Source organism: Telluria sp. RT2P19 (genome assembly GCF_059685725.1).
The window spans coordinates 361,982-383,307 of sequence record NZ_JCASIL010000003.1; the positions used below are offsets into that span (position 1 = coordinate 361,982).

Consider the following 21,326-nt stretch of genomic DNA (forward strand, 5'->3'; position numbering starts at 1 on the left):
CGCCCTGCCCCCGTCAGGCGACCAGCGCGCGCAAGCCGCTGGTGCGGTAGGTGCGGCTGGCGATCGCCTCGCGCAGTACCTCGCCGCTCGGGGTCACCAGCGTGAACAGGCGGCTGGCGCGGGTGATGCCGGTATAGACGAGCTCGCGCGTCAGGACGGCGTTGCTCTCGCGCGGCAGCGCCAGCACCGTGTGGCGAAATTCCGAGCCCTGCGATTTGTGCACCGTCATCGCGAACGCCGTCTCCACGTTGCGCAGGCGCGTGGCCAGCACGCTGCGCACCTTGTCGCCCTCGAGGAAATATACGCGCTGCGCGCCCGGACGCGTCGGGTCGGCCAGGGTCACGCCGATGTCGCCATTGAACACGCCGGTCGAATAGTCATTACGGGTCACCATCACCGGCCGCCCCACATACCATTCGGCGCCGCGGCGCAGCAGGCCGCCCGCCTCCAGGCGCTTCTCGACGGCTTCGTTCAGGCCCGCCACGCCCCATTCGCCGTCGCGCACCGCGCACAGGATGCGGAAGGTCTCGAAGCTTTGCAGCACCTGGCGGATCCAGTCCTCGTCACCGGCCTTGCCGCCCTTGAGCAGCTCGAGATAGGGGGCATAGCCGGCCCAGGCCAGTTTCAGCAACTGGGCCTGCTGGGCGTGTTCGATCCAGTTCACGCTGCCGCCGGCGCGCAGCACCTCTTCGGCGCGCGCCGTCTCGCCGGCGTTGATCGCCAGCGCCAGCTGGCCGATCGGGCCGCCGAAGCGGCGGCTGTGGCGCAGCATCACGGTCTGCTGGGCCAGCGGGCCGCCGTCGCCGCGGAAGGCGGCGGGGATCGACTCGCCGCTGGCCGCTTCCACGTAGCCGATCGTGTCGTCGTCGTAGTTGCCGGCCTGGGCATCGTGGCACAGGTCGCCCAGCACCGCCCCCGCCTCCACCGACGCCAGCTGGTCCTTGTCGCCCAGCAGGATCAGGGTGGCGGCCGGCGGCAGCGCGTCGAGCAGGCTGGCCATCATCTCGAGGTGCACCATCGACGCCTCGTCGACGATCAGCACGTCGACGTCGAGCGGATTGCCGCGGTGGTGGGCGAAGGCGCGCGTGTCGGGCCGCGCGCCGAGCAGGCTGTGCAAGGTGCGGGCGGCGCCCATGCGCGCGGTCAGTTCGCGCAGCGGCAGCTCGTCGCCGACGCGCTCGGCCAGTTCGCCCAGCGCCTTGTCGATCGACTGCTTCAGTCGCGCCGCCGCCTTGCCGGTCGGCGCGGCCAGCGCCACGCGCTGGCGGGCGGCGTCCGGCGCGGTCGCGAACAGCAGCGCCAGCAGGCGCGCCACCGTGTACGTCTTGCCGGTGCCGGGGCCGCCGGTGATGATCGCGACCGCGCCGCGCAGGGCCACGGCGCAGGCCAGCTTTTGCCAGTCGGGTTGCGCGGCATCCGGCGCCGCCACGAACAGCTTGTCGAGCCACGCCCGCACCAGGGACGTGTCGACCGGATGCGTCGCCTCGGCGCGTCCGCGCACGGAACGTGCGACCTCGGTTTCTTCGCGCCAGTAGCGGCGCAGGTACAGGCGCTCGCCGTCCAGCACCAGCGGCTGGTCGTAGTCGAATTCACCGCGCACCCAGACCTGTTCGCAGCTCGCCAGCAATGTCGTCCAGCCCCCCACGCCCTTGGGCAAAGGCGCCGCCGCTGCCGCCAGCCGCGTCCACTGCTCCTCGCTCCAACCCAGCAGCGCGGCCGGACTTGCGGCCAGGTCGGACAGCTGCACGCAGCTGTGGCCATGGCCTTCGAGCTCGGACAGGATGGCGGCCGCCAGCACCAGCGGCGGTGCGGGCCGGGCCGCGCCAAGCTCGGCGATGAAGCGCGCAAAGGCGCTCGACAGGCGGCGCAGTTCGCCCGCCTCGGTCAATTCGCCGATGTGACGCCACAGGGCGTCGATATCGGGTTCAGGCTTGGCCATGTTGTTCCTTGTCCAGCAATCGTTCCAGTCCATCCAGCAGTTCCAGGTCGGGCGCCAGCACCCAGCAGCCCCGCGTGTCGGGATTGGCGATCCCGCGCAGGAACATGAAGATCGCGCCGCCCAGCTGGTATTCGGGCTCGTAGGCGTCGCCCAGGCGCGCGCGCAGCAGGCGGTGCAGGGCCAGCAGGTAGATGCTGCCCTGGATCTCGTAGCGGTGCTCGGCCATCCCGGCCGCCATCGCCGCCTGGCTGTAAGCCGCATCCCCCGTCCCCAGCGCATTGGTCTTGTAGTCGAGCACCCAGTAGCGTCCCTCGTGTTCGAATACCAGGTCGGCGAAGCCTTTGAGCATGCCGTGCAGTGCGCGCTCGGGCAGCACCGGGCGCTCGATGCCGTTCAACAGATGGGCGCGACACAGGTCGTCGAGCGCCATCAGGTCCAGGCGCTCGCTCGGGAACCAGAACTCCATCTCGGGCAGCACGCCTTCCAGCTCGCGCAGTGCGGCGCCGAGCGGCGGCAGCGGCGTGTCGACGATCGCGCGCAGCCAGATGAGTGCGTCGTCGAGCCGGTTGCCCCAGCCGGCACGCTCGATGCGCTGGCGCAGGCGCGTTTCGCAATGGGGCTGGTCGAGGCAGTCGAAGCCTTCGCGCGCCAGCCATTCGAGCTGCTCGTGCATGAAGTTGCCGGGCACCGAGCCGCGCGGGAAGCGGTGCCAGGCCACGTCCTCGATGCGCGCGGGCGTCAAGACCTGCGGCGCTTCTTCCAGCAGGGTCTGTTCCTGGGCCCGCATCGGCGTCGGCGGCGCCACCGCGTGCCGTGTCATCGAGGTGAACGAGCCGACCGACCAGTCCCGCTCGAAGTCGGCGCGGTACACCGGCGCGTCCAGCAGTTCGGGGCGGACATCCTGGCGCGCCAGCATGGTGACGCCGTCGTCCTGCTCCAGCTCGCGCAGCGCGATGCCACCCCCGCCACCGGTACCGCCCGCCACCGCGTCGAAGCTGGCGCGCAGGCCGTCGGCCGCGATCGGCGCGCCCCCGGCCAGCAGGTAGCCGAGGGCCGACTCGTGCAACCTGTTCTCGCCCTTGCGCGTGCCCGCCACCGCCGCCGCGCCCAGCCACAGGAAATGGCGCGCCCGGGTCAACGCCACGTACAGCAGGCGCAGGTCTTCCTCGATGCGCGCGCGGTCGACCGCCTCCAGTGCCTCGTCGGACAGGGCCAGGTCGAGGCGGCGGCTGCCTTCTTCGTCGACGTATTCGAAGAAGGCGCGGTTGCGCCGGCTGGTCGGGCGCGCGGTCACAGCGAACGGCAGGTAGACCAGCGGATACTCGAGGCCTTTCGACTTGTGCACGGTCACGACCTTGACCAGCTCGGCGTCGCTCTCCAGGCGCAGCACGCGCTCGTCGCCGCCGGCGCCGAATCCCTCGATCTGCTCGGCGAACCAGCGGATCAGCGCCTGCTCGCCCTCGAGCTGGGTGCTGGCCTCTTGCAGCAGCTCGGCCAGGTGCAGCAGGTTGGTCAGGCGCCGCTCGCCGCCCGGCTCGGCCAGCAGGCGTGCCGGCAGGCCCAGTTCATGGATGAAGGTGCGCAGCATCGCCAGCACGCCGCGCCGCTGCCAGGCCACGTGCAAGGTCTTCAGTTGCTCCACCCGCCGTTCCCACGCCAGTTCGTCGCTCGAGAGCCGTGCCAGTTCGCCCAGCGCCAGCCCGGCGGTGCGGGTGGCGAAGGCGGCCCGCGCCAGGGCGCCGTCGAGCGGATTGGCGACCGCGTACAACCAGCGCAGCACGTCGGCCGCCTCTTCGCTCTCGACCACGGAGTCCTTGTCGGACAGGTAGACGCTGGCCACCTTGCGCCGCGCCAAAGCATGGCGCACGGCGGCGGCCTCGCGGCGGTCGCGCACCAGGATCGCGATATCCGCCGGCAGCAGGCGCTGGAAGCTGCCGTCCTTCTCGTCAAGAAAGCCCACCCGCTCGTGGTTCAGGAGGCGCACGATGTGCTCGGCGCAGTGGTGGGCGAAGAATTCGCGGTAGTCCTCGGCCTTCAGGTCGTCGCGGCAGGTGGTGCACACCGACAGCGCCTCGATCTCGCCGTCGACATTCGCGTCTTGGCCGATTCCGACCAGGCGCTTGCTGTGCCCCCGCGCCTTGACCGCCTCGAACGGCAAGGGATTGTCGGCGCCGCGCCGGAAGCGGAACGCCGCCGCCGCGTGGCCGGGCCGGCCGTCGCCGCCCTCGGCGTGCAGGAACAGCGCGTTGACCGCGCCCACCAGCGCCGCCGTCGAGCGGTAGTTGGTGTCGAGCTGGTAGTGGCGGCCGGTGGTGGCGCGGCGCGCCGCCAGGTAGCTCTGGATGTCGGCGCCGCGAAAACCATAGATCGACTGCTTCGGGTCGCCGATCAGGAACAGGCCCTGCCGCGCGTCGTTGGCCTCGACCCGGTACAGCAGGTCGAAGATGCGGTACTGGTCAGGCGACGTGTCCTGGAATTCGTCGACCATGGCCACCGGGTACTGCCCGACGATGCGTTCGCGCAGCGCCGCGCCGTTCTCGCCCTCGAGCGCGAGCTTGAGGCGCTCGAGCATGTCGGCGAAGCCGAACTGGCGGTTGCGACGCTTGAGTTCCTGCATGCGCGCACCGATGTGGCCGGCGGCGTGGCGCAGCAGCGCGTGGGCGATCGGATCGATCGCCGCCAACGCCTGCTGGAGGGCGGCGGTGCCGTCGAAGCAGGCCGGCACGTCGGCGCTGAAATCCTTGCTGAAGGCGTCCTCGATGCCGCCCGGGGTCAGGCGGCGCCAGGCGGTGTCGCCCAGGTCCGGCATGTGCAGCGCCGGGTCGCGCGCCCAGGCCCGCAGCGCCTCGAACCACTTGCGCAGCGACTCGGCGCGCATCTTGTTGCCGTTGAAGCATTTGGGCGCGCGTTCGCGGTGGCCGGCGATCCAGCGTTCCATCGCGTCGGCGCGCTCGACCCAGCCGTGCTTGAGACGCGCCAGCTCCGCGCGCTGCTCGCGCGCCAGGCGCGCCACCAGGCTGCCCAGCGGCGCGCGCTCGACCTCGCCCAGCAACTGCCCACGGTGCACCAGCTCGTGCACGCCGCCCTTGAGCGCCTCGACGTCGCGCCAGGTGTCCAGCACCACCGCCAGGCTGTCGGCGCCGAGCGGATACACGTGCTGGCGCCAGTAATCGTGGGCGGCGTCCTCGAACAGCATGCGCTCGTCGCTCACCAGCTCTTCGTCGAACAGGCTGCCGCTGTCGAAGGCGTGCTCGCGCAGCATGCGCTGGCACCAGGCGTCGATGGTGAAGATCGCCGCCTCGTCCATGGTCTCGGCGGCCAGCATCAGGCGGTGCGCGGCGATGCTGCGCTCGCTGCCCGGCGCATAGGCCCCGGCCAGCGCGTCCAGGTAGGGGTCGTCGGCGTCGGCTTCGCCACGGAAGTGGGCGGCCGCCTGCACCAGCCGCTCGCGCACGCGGCTGGACAATTCGCGCGTGGCGGCGCGGGTGAAGGTCATCACCAGGATCTCGGACGGCAGCAGCGGCCGCGCGAATGCGTCGGCGCCGCCATGGCCGAGCACCAGGCGCACATACAGGGCGGCGATGGTCCAGGTCTTGCCGGTGCCGGCCGACGCCTCGATCAGGCGCGAGCCGTGCAGCGGAAAGCCGATCGCTTCGAGTTTACTGCTCATTCGGGCAACTCCTGCAAGGGCTTGACCGTGACCGCGCTCTCCATCCAGCGCGCCAGCGGCCCATACAATTCTTCGGCCAGCTCGGGCCAGCCGCCGGCGGCGCGCAGCGCCCCGAAGTCGGGCCACAGGCGCGCCAGGCACAGGTCATCGACTTCGCCGCGCAGCTCGAAGCCGCCGTCGTAGGTGGCGCGCGGGTCGCCTTCGGCCAGCTGGGCCAGCGCGGTGCGACACGCCACCGGTAGCGGCGCGTCCAGGTTGGCGCGCCACAGGCGCGCCAGGTCGCGCAGCACCTGCAGCGATTCGTCACGGGCCAGCGGCGCCATCGTGAGCACCGCGTCGCGCGCCACCAGGTAGCCGGCGACCGGCTGGCCCGCCGCGGCGCTGCCGAGCTGGCGCAGCCAGGGGGCGATCAGCTTGTCGCCGCGCGGCCGGCCTTCGCGGTCCAGCACCTTCGAGGACAGCTGCATCAGCCAGGCCGATTCCTCGCCATTGCTGCGCAGGCGGTCGATCCAGTCGTCGAGCACGACGCCGTCCAGGTCCAGGCCGAGCGCCTGCTTGGGCGCCGACTCCGGGAAGCGCGCCCCCAGGCGCAGCCACTCGGTACGCACCGGCGCCAGGCTGTCGACCAGCTGTTCCTGCCACATGCGGCCCATCAGGCCGATCGGCAGCACGCCCTCGCGCGCCAGCCGTTCGGCGCGCGAGGCCAGCGTGGCGCGCACCTCGTGCAGGGGCTCGGGCTCGCCGCTGTCGTCCAGCAGGTGATCCTCGATCTGGTAGCGTTCGAGCGCGTCGAGCGCGAACGGTTCTTCGTCCTCGCCCACCTGGGCGGCGTCGGCGAACACCACGCCCAGGCGGCGGCGGAAGAAATAGCGCGCCGGCTGGCGCAGGAAGCTCGCCAGCTCGCCCAGCTTGAGCACGAAATCGGGCTCCAGCTCGAAGGGTGGCAAGGCGTCGCCGGCGTCCGGTTGCTGCGCGCCGTGGGCCAGGCGCCATTCGCCGGCATAAGTCAGCAAACCGCCTTGCTGGAAGTAGACGCGGCTGAAAGGCTGCAGCGCGTGTTCCACCGTCAGATGCTCGAGATCGAGGTCCCAGCCCTCGGCCAGGTAGTCGCGCAGCTGCGACACCAGCACCGACGGCGGCTGTTCGCTATTGTCGCGCACATTGCGCCCGACCCAGCTCACATAGAACTTGTCGCGCGCGGCGAGCAAGGCCTCGAGCATCAGGTAGCGGTCGTCGTCACGGCGCGAGCGGTCGCCGGGCCGCGCCATGCCGGGCAGCGCCAGCAGGTCGAAGTCGGACTGGCGCGCGCGACGCGGGAAGTCGCCGTCGTTCATGCCCAGCAGGCACACCACGCGAAACGGCACCGCGCGCATCGGCATCAGGGTGCAGAAGGTCACGCCGCCCGAGACGAACTGGTGGTTCAGGGTCGGCTGGTCGAGCTCGTTCAGCCAGGCTTCGCGCAGTACTGCCAGTGGCACCGGCTCGTCGAAACCGGCGGCGTCGCAGGTCTCGAGCCAGCACTGCAGGGCCTCGCCCAGGTTCGACAAGGTCAGGCGGTCGGCCTCGTCGCTGGCGGCGTAGAAGCAGGACAGCATCTCGCGCGCCGCCTCGCCCCACCCTGCCGGGGTGCGCGGCGTATCGAGCTGCGCGCGCCAGTTGAGCAGGCAGTCGACCAGCTGCGCCAGCGCGCCGGCCAGCGCCGCATCGAGCCCACCCACTTCGGCATACGGTTCAATGTCGGCGAAGCTGTTGCCGGCCCCGCTGGCGTAGCCGAGCAGCATGCGCCGCACGCCGAAGATCCAGGCATTCTGCTCGCCCGCCATGCCCAGACCCAGGCCGGCGCGGTGTGCGTGGTCCAGGCCCCAGCGCACGCCGGCGCCCTCGATCCAGCGCCCGAGGATGGCCAGGTCTTCATCGCCCAGGCCAAAGCGGCGCGCCACCGCCGGCACGTCCAGCAGGTCGCGCACCTCGCTCTGGCGGCAGCGCTGCTGCGGCAGGCGCAGCAGCCATTCGAGCGAGACCAGCAGGGGATTCACGCTGCGGTCGCGCACGTCGCCGATCTCGAACGGGATGCGACGCGGGTCCTTGCCGCGATGCTGGTCGAACACCGCGTGGATCGCCGGCGAGAAGGTGTCGATGTCGGGCACCATCACCACCACGTCGCGCGGACGCAGGCTCGGATCTTGCGCGAACCACGACAACAACTGGTCGTGCAGCACCTCGACCTCGCGCTGCACGCTGTGGGTGACGTGGAACTCGATCGAGCGATCGCCCGGCGCCGGCGGCATCTTCGAATGCTCGGACAGCGGCAACAGGTCGCGCACCGCGGCCTGCACCTGGGCCAGCAGGGTCGCGCCGTCGCCGTCGCTGAACAGGTCGACTTTCAGCGGCGCCTGCGCGGCCTCGGCGCGGTCCTGGTTGTCGAATTCGTCCAGCATGCGCACGAAGTCGCGGCCCTGGCGGCCCCAGCTCGCCAGCAGCGGGTGGCTGTGGGCGTGCAGTGCATCGATCGGGATGGCGCCCAGGTCCACGCCATCGCGGTGCGGCTGGCGGCGGCGCGCGGCCTTGAGCAGGTCGCGGCCATCGATGATGTCGCCCCAGTAGAACTGGCACGGGTTCGGCACCGCGAACAGTACCTGGGTATGGCGCGCCAGGCTCGAGATCGCCTGCAGGGTCTGGTAGGGCAGGGTCGACATCCCGAACAGCACCACCCGGCGCGGCAGGCGGCCGGCCGGCATCTGGTCAGACTCGATCGCCGCCAGAAATTGCTGGTGGATGGTGGCGCGCCCGCTGTCGCGCTGCGCCGGGTCGAGGCTCTCGTGCACCGCGCGCCACAGGCAGGCTTGCCAGCGCTGGTCGGGCGCCAGTGGTACAGGATCGCCCGACGCGCGCCGCAACTGGTCGCGCCCGGCGGCCCAATCAGCCAGCCAGTCGGCGCGATAAACCTGGTACTGGTCGTACAGGTCGGCGACGCGCTCGGCCAGCTGCAGGCGGCGCTCGGCGTCGCCGTCGGCCAGGAAGCGCGCCAGCGGCTCGTAGCCGTCCTCTTGCAGCAAGGTGGGCAACAGGCGCATCAGGCGCCAGGTCAGTGGATCCTTGTCGAACGGCGCGCGGTTGGGAACCCGCTCGCGTCCCAGCATGCCCCGATAGGCTTCCCACAGGAAGCGCGCCGGCAGCGCCACGCGGGTCGCGGCGCACACGCCGAGTTCCTCGGCCAGCGCGATCTTGAGCCATTCGGCCACGCCGTTGGACTGCACCAGGAAGATCTCTTCTTCGAGGGGACCCAGCGGATGACTGCGCAGCCAGTCGAACACGGCGCTGCGCAGCAATTCCATCTGGTTGCCATGAAGGATGAGGAGGCCGGGGGTGATCGTGGAAGACATGCGCGTGGCTCGAACGGTTGGGCCAACAGCATACCGTGTTTGGCGTGCCGACGGTAGGGCCGACACCGGTGTCGCCATTGCACATCCTGCCCTCAGCGCACGTCGCTGTCGCGGCTGCCGAACTGGGTCGACACTTCGCGTTCGATGCGGATCAACAGCGCGCGCAGGCGCGCCGCCAGCGCCCGCGCCTGGGCGGTGCCGGCGGCGCCCAGGCGCAGCCGGCGCTTCGGCTGCGCCTCGAGGTCTTCGCAGATGGCGCCGAAGCTGACGGCGCCGATCGCGCGCGCCGCCGACTTGAGCTGGTGCGCCAGGCTCGCGGTGTGGGTCAGGTCGCCGCCGGCCAGGGCGGCGTCGATGCCGGCCAGGTTCGCGCGCGCGGTGTCGAGGAACAGGAAGGCATATCCACGCATGCGCTCGAGGTCGCCGCCGGCCGTATGGGCCAGGCTGGCCAGGTCGAGCACATCGCCGCCGGTTCCCTGCCCTTCGTTCGGCAGCGCGCCCGGGAGGACGGGCAAGTGCGATGAGCGCGAGGAACGCCCGACGGCAACGTCGGCCACCGGCGCCGTCGTGCGGCCGAGGCAGCGCGCGATGGTGGCGGCCAGCAGTTCCGGCACCACCGGCTTGGCCAGGAACTCGTTCATGCCGGCGGCCAGGCAACGCGCGCGGTCGTCGACCCCGGCATTGGCCGTCATCGCCACCACCAGGGTCGTGCGCAGAGCGGGATCGGCGCGGATGCGGCGGGTCGCCTCGAGACCGTCCATCACCGGCATCTGCACGTCCATCAGCACGCAGTCGAAGCCGCGCCGCGTCATCGCTTCGAGCGCCTCCTGGCCGTTGTTGGCGAGGGCGACCTCGGCCCCGGACTGCTCCAGCAGCTCGCGCGCGACCTGCTGGTTGAAGACGTTGTCCTCCACCAGCAGCACCGAGCAACCATCCAGGCGCGTGCTTGCAGGCGCCGGCGCGGCGCCCAGGCCGGCCCCCAGCACCGCGCCCGAGCGCCCCGCCGCAGCGTCGTCCAGCGCCAGGCGCGCGGTGAACCAGAAGGTGCTGCCCTCGCCTTGCCTGCTGTGGACCCCGACCTCGCCGCCCATCAGCTCGGCCAGCTGGCGGCTGATGGCCAGGCCCAGGCCGGTGCCGCCATGGCGCCGCGTGGCCGACTGGTCGGCCTGCTGGAACGGCGTGAACAGATTGGGCAGGGCTGCCTCTTCGATGCCGATGCCGCGGTCTTCGACCTCGAAGCGCACCAGCACCTCGGGCCCGAAGGCATGGGCCAGGCGCGCGCGCATCGTGATCCGGCCGCGATCGGAGAACTTGACCGCGTTGCCGGCGAAATTGAGCAGCACCTGTTCCAGCCGCAGCGAATCGCCGCACAGGGGCCGCATCAGGGCCGGATCGATCTCGATGTCGAAGCCCAGGCCCTTGGCGGCGGCCGCGGTCCCGAGCTGGGCCTCGACATTGCGCATCAGGGCGTCGAGCATGAAACACACGCGCGACAGCTCGAGCATGCCGGCCTCGATCTTGGAAAAGTCGAGGATGTCGTTGATGATGCCCAGCAGGTGCTGGCCGGAGTGGTAGATCTTTTCCAGGTAGTCGCGCTGGCGCGGATCGGGCGCGGCCTGCAGCGCCAGGTGGGTCATGCCGATGATGCTGTTCATCGGCGTGCGGATCTCGTGGCTCATGTTCGACAGGAAGTCGCTCTTGGCCTTGCTGGCGGCGTCGGCGCGCGCCTTGAGGCGGTGCAGCTCGCTGACGTCGGTCGCCACGCACAGCACCGCCGGCTCGTCGCCGACCTGCAAGGGCACCCGCACCGTCCATAGCTGGCGCGGCGCGGCGCCGGCGTGCGGCTGCGCGACCTGGGCGCTGCTGCGCCGTCCTTCGTGCAGCACGGCGCGGTCCAGCTCCCAGGCGGCATCGGCCAGCTCGCGGCCCATGGCCTCGACGTCGCGCCGGCCGATCAGCTGCGCCGCCGCCTGCCCGAGGCTGGACGCGCCCTTGGCGTTGAGGTAGCGGATGCGGCGCCCCGCGTCCTTCAGGTAGACCTCGGCGTCCAGGTTGTCGAGCACCGAGTCGAGCAGCAGGCGCTGCTCGTCGGCGCCGCGGCGCGCTCGGTACTGGGCCAGGAACAGGCCGTACACCAGCAAGGTGCCCAGAAAACCGGCAACCAGTACCGCCATCGGCAGCCACAGATCGGGGCCGGCCAGCATCGACGCCTTTGGCACCGCGAAATGCAACGTCCACGGGCTGCCGGCGAAGTTCACGTCGACCACGGAGGTGAAGTTCACCCTCGTATCGTGCGGCGTGCGCCGCACGTCGGGTCCGTGCAGGAGGATCGCATCGTCGCCGGCGCCGTAGACGCTCACCGAGCGCGGGATCCAGTCGGGCGCGCGCACGGCGTTGTCGACCAGTTCATGCACCGCGAAGGCGACGCCGAACGAGCCGAGGTAGGCGGCGCGCCGCTCCTCGACCCCGAGCGGCAACACGCCGCCGCGATAGATCGGCATGCGCATGCCCAGCACGTAGTGCGGAAACGGCTCGTTGACGAGGATCGGCTGGCCCGACGCGCTGATGCCGCCGCTGTCGCGCGCGCGCTCGAGCGCGCCGGCGACGGCCGGCCGGGCGGCCAGGTCGAATCCCAGGCGGCGCGTGGGCCGGTCGACCGGGTACTGGTAGGCGATCACCTCGTACCAGGGGCGGCGACCGCCCGGAAAGATCGTGAAGTCGGGATAGCCGCGCACATCGACACCGCGGTCGGCGCGCATGGCGTCGATGAAGGCGCCACGCTCGCTGTCCCTGACGTGGGCGGCGTAGGTCACGCCCTCGATCGCGGGAAAATTGGCCGGCATATCGAGCGCAGCCACGTAGCGGTGGAAGGCAGCGCGATCGGGCACGCGCTGCGCGCCGGCGGCGGCGTGCAGGGCCGCCAGCGCGCGCACCGCACGACCGTAGGAAGCGAGCGACGCATCGACACGGTCGCGGGTGGACTGCGCCAGGTTCTCGAAGCGCTTGCGGGCGTCGTCCTCGATGGCGGCGCTTGCCACCGCATGCAGCAAGAGGCCGACCGCCAGCGACAGCGCAACGCCGCCGCCCCACGGCAGGAAAGACCGGCCGAGGCGCGCGCCGGTGGCGTCGATGAATTCTGGTCCTGGCAACGGCGGTCGCTCCATACTTCCCCTGGCCGGCGATGCCCGCCACGCAAAATTGCTAGTATATCGGCGCGCCGCGCCGGCGTGACACTGATGAGGTAAGCATGCAACACGAAAGCCGCCCCCCGGACATCGACGATCCCTATCTGTGGCTGGAGGAAATCGAGGCGGACGAGGCCCGCGCCTGGGTCGAGGCGCGCAATGCGGCGACCGAGGCCGAGCTCGAACGCGACCCGCGCTTTGCGCCACTGCGCGCGCGCCTGAAGGGCATCCTCGATTCGAGCGACAAGATTCCCTATGTCGGCGTGCATGGCGCCTGGTGCTACAACTTCTGGCGCGACGCCCGGCACGTGCGCGGCCTCTGGCGCCGCACCACGCTGGACGAATACCGCAAGCCGGCGCCGCACTGGGAAACGGTGCTCGACCTCGACGCGCTGGCGCGCCGCGAGAACGAGAACTGGGTCTGGGCCGGTGTATCCTGGCTCGAGCCGCATGCCGACCGCTGCCTGGTCTCGCTCTCGCGCGGCGGCGGCGACGCCCGCGTGGTGCGCGAGTTCGACCTGGCGACCCTGTCGTTCGTGGCGGACGGCTTCACCCTGCCCGAGGCGAAGAGCGACGTAGCGTGGATCGACCGCGACACCCTGTTCGTCGGCACCGACTTCGGCCCCGGCAGCCTGAGCGAATCGGGCTACCCGCGCATCGTCAAAGAGTGGAAGCGCGGCACGCCGCTGGCGGCGGCCGCCACCGTGTACGAGGGGGCGCCCGGCGACATGGCGGCGTCCGGCTACCAGGACAACAGCCCCGGCTGGGAGCGTGCCTTCGTGCTGCGCCAGGTCGATTTCTATACGAGCGAACTGTTCTGGCGCCGCGGCGCGCAGCTGGTCCGGATCGACAAGCCGCTCGATGCCAACGCCTTCGCCCTGCGCGACCAGCTGATCGTCGAGCTGCGTTCGGACTGGACGGTCGACGGCGTCACCTACCCGCAAGGCGCCCTGCTGGCGACCGGCTTCGACGACTTCGTGGCCGGTCGCCGGCAGGGCGCCTTCGAGATCCTGTTCGAACCCACCCCCACCACCTCGCTGGACGGCGTGGCGGCCACCAGTACCAGCCTGCTGCTGACGGTGCTCGACAACGTCAAAAACCGGGTCACCGAATTGCGCCGCGAGGGTGGACAGTGGATCCGGCGCGAAGTCGCCGTCCCCGGCATCGGGTCGCTGGGCATATCGGCCCTGGATGCCGACAACTCGGACGACTACTTCCTGACCGTGACCGACTTCCTGCATCCGACCACGCTGTACCTGATGCGCGCCGGCAGCGACCAGCGCGAGCCGCTCAAGGCGCTGCCCGCCTTCTTCGATGCCGCGCCCTACGACGTGGCCCAATACACGGCAACGTCGAGCGACGGCACCCTCGTGCCCTATTTCGTCGTCACCCGCCGCGGCGGCGCCCAGGGAGGCGCCCGCAACCAGCCCGCGCCGACCCTGCTGTATGGCTACGGCGGCTTTGAAGTCGCGCTCAAGCCCTTCTATAGCGGCATGACCGGCGCCGCCTGGCTCGAAGCCGGCGGCACCTATGTGCTGGCCAATATCCGCGGCGGCGGCGAATTCGGTCCGCGCTGGCACCAGGCGGCCGTGCGCCAGCACCGCCAGCGCGCCTTCGACGATTTTTTGGCGGTCGGCGCAGACCTGGTCGCGCGCGGCCTTACCACGCCCCGGCAACTGGGCATCATGGGCGGCAGCAACGGCGGGCTGCTGGTGGGCGCGGCGCTGACCCAGCGCCCCGACCTGTTCGGCGCGGTGGTGTGCCAGGTGCCGCTGCTGGACATGCGGCGCTACCACCAGCTCCTGGCCGGCGCCTCGTGGATGGGCGAATACGGCAACCCCGACGATCCCGCCGACTGGGCCTACCTGGTGCGCTACTCGCCGTACCATCATGTGCGGCCGGGCCAGCGCTACCCGCGCGTGCTGTTTACCACCTCGACCCGCGACGACCGCGTCCATCCGGCGCATGCGCGCAAGATGGCGGCGCGCATGCTGGAACAGGGGCACGACGTGCTGTACTGGGAAAACACCGAGGGCGGCCACGCCGGCGCCGCCGACAATGCCCAGAGCGCGCGCATGTTCGCGCTGACCTATACGTTCCTGCTGCGCGAACTGGGCGCGCACCCGGCGTGAACCCCGTCAGGACGCCAGGCGCCGCGCGAACAGCGCTTCCCAGGTCGGTTCGATCTCGACGTAGAGCGCGACCGCGGTCTCGATCCCGACCGCCTGCGGCGCGCCGATGCGGGTCGTGACCACGCCGGCGCGGCGCAGCATGCGCTCGATCGCGGTGGTGGTGACGGTCACGTAGCGCGACAGGCCGCGCTCGTGGGCGTGGCGGATGATGGCCTCGATCGATTCCATCGTCATCTCGGAGAAGCCATAGCTGCCGGCGCCTTCGGTCTCGATCGCGAAGCGCGACAACTCCCAGATCTGCGGGTCGCTGGGCGCTTGCTGGCCGTCGAGCAGCTGAGGAAAGGAATCCTTCAGCATGTAAGGTCCTTCGGTCGGCAGCAGGCGCCAGCAGCCGCGCAGCGTCTCGCCGTCGCGCATCAGCATATAGCGCGGCTCGAGGGCGTCATAGCCGTCGATCTCCATGCCGGACAGCACCGGCACTTCCCATCCCAGCCGCCCGCGAAAGACTTTCGCGCGCAAGGTATGCATTTCCCACAGCTCTTTCGATGCGAATGCGCGACGTGGCGCGATCCTGATCTGCATGCTCATTGCCCACCTCCTCCTCGTTGAGAAAATCGATGCAAGAAATATGCACAGCGCATGAAAGCGTCATGCAAATCGGGTAGCTTGGGTACTATCAGCATTGCTAGGTGGCGAGCAATGTCAGCGGTGCAATACTTTTGGAAACGACGCAGTGTCCAACCTTGCTTCACCATCCCGAAAGGATTCACCATGGCAAACGATCTGATGTGCGATGTGCTGGCAGCCGAACTGCAGGCCAGCCAGCTGGTCCAGGCCGCCGGCGCCGCGCGCCTGGCCCCGCACGAACTGCGCCGGCTGCGCATCACCAAGCGCGAGAGCCAGGAGAAATTCTGGGGCCGCTTCGGGGTCACCCAGTCCAGCGGCAGCCGTTTCGAGACGGGCCTTGCGATCCCGGCGCCTGTGTCGATCCTGCTGCGCATGTATATCAACGGTAAGCTCAACGATGGTGATCTTCAGGGGTGATGAGCCCCAGGGCGATGGCCTTGACCACCGCCTGCTGGCGCGTGTTGACGTCAAATTTTTGACGCACATTCGCCAGGTGAAAATTCACGGTGGCTTCGGAGCAGCTCGTGATGCGGGCGATTTCCCATGACGACTTGCCTGCCATTACCCACTGCAGCACCTCCAGCTCGCGCCGCGTGAGGCGCGGCGCCTCATCGGTCCGCGCGCCCTCGTCGCGAAAACGGCTGGACGAGGCAAAGGCGTAGTCGCGCACCAGCGACAACATCGGCAGCACCTCGTTCATGGCGCGCTGGGCTTCGATGTCGGGCTGCGCGTCGGAGGCGAAGCTGATCACCCCGAATTCGCCCTGCGGTCCGTGGATCGGCAAGGTCGCGCCGCTGCGGATGCCATGGGCGCTGGCCTCTTCGTACAGCTCGGCCTGCTGCACACTGGCGGCGAAGGTGCCCGGCTGCCACACGATCGGCGTCGTGCTCGCCATGCAGTGCGCGACGGTCGGGTCGACATAGGCGAAACCGTTACGGTCGTAGCGCTCGCGCCAGTTTTCGGAGTAATTACTGCGCAAGAAGGCCGATTCGAAGCGGGTGTGGCGCGAATTGACGACGCCGAACAGTACCTGGTCGAATCCGAGTCCCCGCGCAATCGTGAACAGCGACGCGCTCCACTGGGGCGCGTCCTTGGCCTGCATCAGATCGAGTAACAAGGCGGTGTCAATCATGGGGGCGGTTATTGATATCACCCCGCTATGCTAGATGGTTCGCCCCCTTGAAAGCTCACGGAAATTAACAATCCAGAATTTACTTCTACCTATTCAGCATGTTTCCATGCAAACATTGCAACAATACGCAATCGTGCGCCCGAAGCGGGGGGAATCCGCTACCCTCCGCCGAATTACCCAGAATAAATTTCACATTTGCAAGTATTCACTAACCGAGATCTAGCTTCCTGCCTTGACTTAGATCTACAGGGCGGTATCTTGTGTTTGTGTAAAAACGACACTTTTGCCGGGCGTGATCCGGCTTACGATGACTTTCTTCAGGACGAGGATCCAGGCGATGAACACCATGACCGATATGGGCGAGCAGTTGGACGTCAAGCTGCTGCTCACCACATTGATGGCCTTGAAAAAAGGCGATTTTTCGGTACGCATGCCTGACGACTGGACCGGTGTGTCGGGCAAGATCGCCGACACCCTGAACGACATTATCGAAACCAAGCAAAAGATGGTGGAGACGGTGACGGAAGTCTCGCGGGTCGTGGGCCGCGAGGGCCACCTGACCCAGCGCGCCGACTTGCCGGGCGTGGTGGGCGGCTGGAGCACCATGATCAGCTCGGTGAACACCCTGATCGACGACCTGGTGCGCCCAACCACCGAGATGGCGCGCGTCATCGGCGCGGTGGCGAAGGGCGACCTGTCCCAGACCATGGCCCTGGAAGTCGACGGCCACCCGCTCAAGGGCCAGTACCTGCGCGCCGCGATGACCGCCAACACCATGGTGGAGCAGCTGTCCTCGTTCTCGTCCGAAGTCACGCGCGTGGCGCGCGAGGTCGGCACCGAGGGCAAACTCGGCGGCCAGGCCCAGGTGAAGGGCGTGGCCGGCACCTGGAAGGACTTGACCGACTCGGTCAACTCGATGGCGGGCAACCTGACGTCCCAGGTGCGCAACATCGCCGAGGTGACCACCGCGGTGGCGAACGGCGACCTGTCCAAGAAGATCACGGTCGACGTGCGCGGCGAGATCCTGCAACTGAAAGACACCATCAATGTCATGGTGGACCAGCTGCGCTCCTTCGCGTCGGAGGTCACGCGGGTGGCGCGCGAGGTCGGCACCGAGGGCAAACTCGGCGGCCAGGCCTATGTGCCGGGCGTCGCCGGCACCTGGAAGGACTTGACCGACAACGTCAACTTCATGGCGTCGAACCTGACGGGCCAGGTGCGTAACATCGCGGCGGTGACGACCGCGGTGGCGAACGGCGACCTGTCCAAGAAAATCACGGTGGACGTGAAAGGCGAGATTCTCGAGCTGAAGAACACCATCAACGTGATGGTCGACCAGCTCTCATCGTTCGCATCGGAAGTCACGCGGGTGGCGCGCGAGGTCGGCACCGAGGGCAAACTCGGCGGCCAGGCGATGGTGAAAGGCGTGGCCGGCACCTGGAAGGACTTGACCGACTCGGTCAACTCGATGGCGGGCAACCTGACCGGCCAGGTGCGTAATATCGCGGACGTGACGACCGCGGTGGCCAACGGTGACTTGTCCAAGAAGATCACGGTGGACGTGAAAGGTGAAATCCTCGAGCTGAAGAACACCATCAACGTGATGGTCGACCAGCTCAATTCCTTCGCCTCCGAAGTGACGCGCGTGGCGCGCGAGGTCGGCACCGAGGGCAAGTTGGGCGGCCAGGCGAACGTCCCGGGCGTGGCCGGCACCTGGAAGGACCTGACCGACGGCGTGAACTCGATGGCGGGCAACCTGACGGCCCAGGTCCGTAACATCGCCGACGTGACCACCGCGGTGGCCAACGGCGACCTGTCCAAGAAGATCACGGTGGACGTCAAGGGCGAGATTCTCGAACTGAAGAACACCATCAACGTGATGGTCGACCAGCTGTCGTCCTTCGCCTCGGAAGTCACGCGCGTGGCGCGCGAGGTCGGCACCGAGGGCAAACTCGGCGGCCAGGCCTATGTGCCGGGCGTCGGCGGCACCTGGAAGGACTTGACCGACAACGTCAACTTCATGGCCTCGAACTTGACGGGCCAGGTGCGCAACATCGCGGCGGTGACCACCGCCGTGGCGCGCGGCGACCTGTCCAAGAAGATCACCGTGGACGTGAAAGGCGAGATCCTGGAGCTGAAGGACACCATCAACGTCATGGTGGACCAATTGTCCTCGTTCGCGTCCGAAGTGACGCGGGTGGCGCGCGAGGTCGGCACCGAAGGGAAACTCGGCGGCCAGGCGAACGTGTCGGGCGTGGCCGGCACCTGGAAGGACTTGACCGAAAACGTCAACCAGCTGGCGGCGAACCTGACCAACCAGATGCGCGCGATCGGTGAAGTGGCCACCGCGGTGACGCGCGGCGACCTGTCGCGCTCCATCCAGGTGGAAGCGCGCGGCGAGGTGTCCTACCTGAAGGACAACATCAACGAGATGATCCGCAACCTGAAGGAAACGACGCAAAAGAACGCGCAGCAGGATTGGCTCAAGACGAACCTGGCGCGTTTTACCCGCCTGCTGCAGGGCCAGCGCGACTTGCAGGCGGTGACCAAGCTGATCCTGTCGGAACTGGCGCCGCTGGTCTCGGCCCACCACGGCGTGTTCTACATGATGGACTCGCAAGAGACCGATGCGCGCCTGCGCATGATCGCCAGCTACGGCTACCGCTCGAGCCGCAAGCTGCCGACCTCCTTCCTGCCGGGCGAAGGCCTGGTGGGCCAGTGCGCGCTGGAAAAGACCCGCATCTGGCTGACCGACGTGCCGCGCGACTACATCGTGGTGTCGTCGGGCCTCGGTTCGGCGCCGCCGAACAATATTGTCGTGCTGCCGATCCTGTTCGAGCAGCAGGTCAAGGCCGTCATCGAGATCGCCTCGCTCGACCGTTTCACCGAAACCCACCTGTCCTTCCTCGACCAGCTGATGGAATCGATCGGCGTGGTCTTGAACACGATCGAGGCCAACAGCCGCACCGAGTCGCTGCTGACGCAGTCGCAGTCGCTGGCGCAGGAACTGCAACAGACGAACCAGGAGCTGGCCGAGAAGGCGCGCCTGCTGTCCGAGCAGAACATCGAGGTGGAGCGCAAGAACCGCGAAGTGGAACAGGCGAAGCTGGCGCTGGAAGAAAAAGCGACCCAGTTGGCGCTGTCGTCGAAGTACAAGTCCGAGTTCCTGGCCAATATGTCGCACGAGCTGCGCACGCCCCTGAATTCGCTGCTGATCCTGGCCCAGCAGCTGTCGGACAACCCCGAAGGCAACCTGTCGGGCAAGCAGGTGGAGTTCGCGAAGACGATCTACGGCTCGGGCTCGGACCTGTTGACCCTGATTAACGACATCCTCGACCTGTCGAAGATCGAATCGGGCACCGTCACGCTGGATGTGTCGGAATACCGCTTCTCGAACCTGCGCAACTACGTCGACCGCACCTTCAGGCACATGGCCGAGGCCAAGCACCTGGGCTTCCAGGTCGACCTGGCCGAGAACCTGCCGACGGCGGTGATGACCGACACCACGCGCCTGCAGCAGGTGTTGAAGAACCTGCTGTCGAACGCATTCAAGTTCACCAGCCACGGCCAGGTCTCGCTGGGCATCAGCCTGGTGACCAGCGGCTGGACCGCCGACCATCCGAACCTGGAACACGCCGACGCGGTGCTGGCGTTCTCGGTGTACGACACCGGCGTGGGCATCCCGGCCGACAAGCTGCAGCTGATCTTCGAAGCCTTCCAGCAGGCCGACGGCTCGACCGCGCGCAAATACGGCGGCACCGGCCTGGGCCTGTCCATCTCGCGCGAGCTGGCGCGCCTGCTGGGCGGCGAAATCAGGGTCGAGTCGACCGTCAACGTCGGTTCGGTGTTCACGCTCTACCTGCCCTACAACCGCGCCGGCTTCATCAACTACGAGCAGGCGCGCCAGCCGCAGCCCGCGCGCCTGGCCCCGCCGGTGAACCTGCCTGCCCCACTGGTGCCTGTGCTGCAAGAGCATAGCGAAGTCTCGACCCTGGATTTGACGTCCGACCTGCTCGACCCGAGCGGCGCCGTGGTCGAATACGCGAGCGTGCTCGACGACCGCGGCCTGGTGACGCCGGGTGACCCGTCGGTGCTGATCGTCGAGGACGACGAGCGCTTCGCCAAGGTGGTGCTCGAATTCGCGCGCGAGCGAAACTTCAAGGCCATCGTCACCCACCGCGGCGACTCGGCGTTGTCGCTGGCGCGCGACTACCTGCCGTCGGCCATCCTGCTCGACCTCGACCTGCCCGACATCGACGGCTTCACGGTGCTCGACCGCCTGAAACGCGATCCGAGCACCCGCCACATCCCGGTGCACGTGATGTCGTCCCTGCGCGAACGCGAACGCGCGCTGCGCCAGGGCGCCATTTCCTACATCAACAAGCCGGTCGAGCGCGACGCGCTGAAGGAAGAATTCAAGCGCATCCAGAAATTCCTGATGGGCGGCAAGCGCAGCCTGCTGGTGGTCGAGGATGATCCAGCCCAGCGCGAGTCGATCGTGTCCCTGATCGGCAACAACGATATCCACATGGTCACCGTCGACCATGGCGCCGCCGCGCTCAAGGCCCTGCAATCGTCGCAGTTCGACTGCATGGTGCTCGACCTGACGCTGCCCGACATCTCCGGCTTCGAACTGCTCGACCAGATCGGCCGCAACGAACGCCTGCGCGACCTGCCGATCGTGATCTACACGGCGCAGGAACTCAGCCGCAAGGAAGTGACGAAGCTCAAGCGCTATGCCAAGACGATCGTGATCAAGGATGCGCGCTCGCCCGAACGCCTGCTCGACGAGACGGCGCTGTTCCTGCACCGCTCGCAGGCCAGCCTGCCCGAAACCCAGCGCAAGATGCTGGAAGAGATCCACGCGCTCGACTCGGGACTGGCAGGCCGCAAGGTCCTGATCGTCGACGACGACCTGCGCAACATCTTCGCCCTGTCCACCCTGCTCGAGCGCCAGCAAATGCAGGTGCTGTTCGCAGAGAACGGCCGCGACGGCATCGAAGTGCTGGAGAAGGATCCCGGCATCGAGATCGTCCTGATGGACATCATGATGCCCGAGATGGACGGCTACGACACGATGCGCGCCATTCGCCGCATTCCGAAATTCCGTTCACTGCCGATCATCACGCTGACCGCCAAGGCGATGAAGGGCGACCGCGACAAGTGCATCGCGGCCGGCGCCTCGGACTACATCACCAAGCCGGTCGACGTGGCCCAGCTGCTGTCGATGATGCGGGTCTGGCTGCACTGAGGCCGCG

9 protein-coding genes are annotated in these 21,326 nt (G+C 68.5%); 3 read left to right on the forward strand and 6 right to left on the reverse strand.

All coding sequences use genetic code 11. The annotated features are described in order from the left end of the window. Window positions 1-13: 13 nt before the first annotated feature. The 4 genes from recD to AC56KW_RS05935 all read right to left on the reverse strand — a co-directional run bounded on the left by recD (window position 14) and on the right by AC56KW_RS05935 (window position 12,141). On the reverse strand, window positions 14-1,939 hold the full coding sequence (recD, locus tag AC56KW_RS05920) for an exodeoxyribonuclease V subunit alpha (RefSeq protein ID WP_497169800.1): 1,926 nt from the start codon (window positions 1,937-1,939) through the stop codon (window positions 14-16). Next, window positions 1,926-5,609: an exodeoxyribonuclease V subunit beta gene (gene recB, locus AC56KW_RS05925; protein ID WP_497169801.1), complete on the reverse strand. Its 3,684-nt coding sequence runs from the start codon at window positions 5,607-5,609 to the stop codon at window positions 1,926-1,928. Before recB ends, recD begins: the two co-directional genes overlap by 14 nt. After that, window positions 5,606-8,992 (reverse strand): exodeoxyribonuclease V subunit gamma, encoded by a 3,387-nt coding sequence (recC, locus tag AC56KW_RS05930; protein WP_497169802.1) that lies wholly within the window; start codon window positions 8,990-8,992, stop codon window positions 5,606-5,608. The genes recB and recC overlap by 4 nt, the downstream gene beginning before the upstream one ends. A gap of 92 nt (window positions 8,993-9,084) precedes the next feature. Further along, window positions 9,085-12,141 carry a CHASE domain-containing protein gene (locus tag AC56KW_RS05935; RefSeq protein ID WP_497169803.1) on the reverse strand — a complete coding sequence of 1,019 codons (3,057 nt, stop codon included), beginning with the start codon at window positions 12,139-12,141 and terminating at the stop codon, window positions 9,085-9,087. 59 nt (window positions 12,142-12,200) lie between these two features. On the opposite strand from AC56KW_RS05935, the gene AC56KW_RS05940 reads away from it, so the two are divergent. Further along, window positions 12,201-14,309, forward strand: coding sequence for a prolyl oligopeptidase family serine peptidase (locus AC56KW_RS05940; RefSeq protein WP_497169874.1), 2,109 nt, complete (start codon window positions 12,201-12,203; stop codon window positions 14,307-14,309). Between the two features lie 6 nt (window positions 14,310-14,315). On the opposite strand, the gene AC56KW_RS05945 is transcribed toward AC56KW_RS05940, so the two are convergent. Next, window positions 14,316-14,897 (reverse strand): acyl-homoserine-lactone synthase, encoded by a 582-nt coding sequence (locus AC56KW_RS05945; RefSeq protein ID WP_497169804.1) that lies wholly within the window; start codon window positions 14,895-14,897, stop codon window positions 14,316-14,318. Window positions 14,898-15,080: 183 nt separating this feature from the next. On the opposite strand from AC56KW_RS05945, the gene AC56KW_RS05950 reads away from it, so the two are divergent. Continuing rightward, window positions 15,081-15,353, forward strand: coding sequence for a helix-turn-helix domain-containing protein (locus tag AC56KW_RS05950; protein ID WP_497169805.1), 273 nt, complete (start codon window positions 15,081-15,083; stop codon window positions 15,351-15,353). Here the strand turns inward: AC56KW_RS05950 and AC56KW_RS05955 are convergent. Continuing rightward, on the reverse strand, window positions 15,328-16,068 hold the full coding sequence (locus AC56KW_RS05955; RefSeq protein WP_497169806.1) for an autoinducer binding domain-containing protein: 741 nt from the start codon (window positions 16,066-16,068) through the stop codon (window positions 15,328-15,330). The genes AC56KW_RS05950 and AC56KW_RS05955 overlap by 26 nt on opposite strands. Window positions 16,069-16,405: 337 nt before the next feature. Here AC56KW_RS05955 and AC56KW_RS05960 point away from each other — a divergent pair, with 337 nt between their 5' ends. Continuing rightward, a complete protein-coding gene (locus AC56KW_RS05960) occupies window positions 16,406-21,319 on the forward strand; it encodes a response regulator (RefSeq protein WP_497169807.1) in 4,914 nt (1,637 codons plus the stop codon). The last annotated feature ends 7 nt before the right edge of the window (window positions 21,320-21,326 follow it).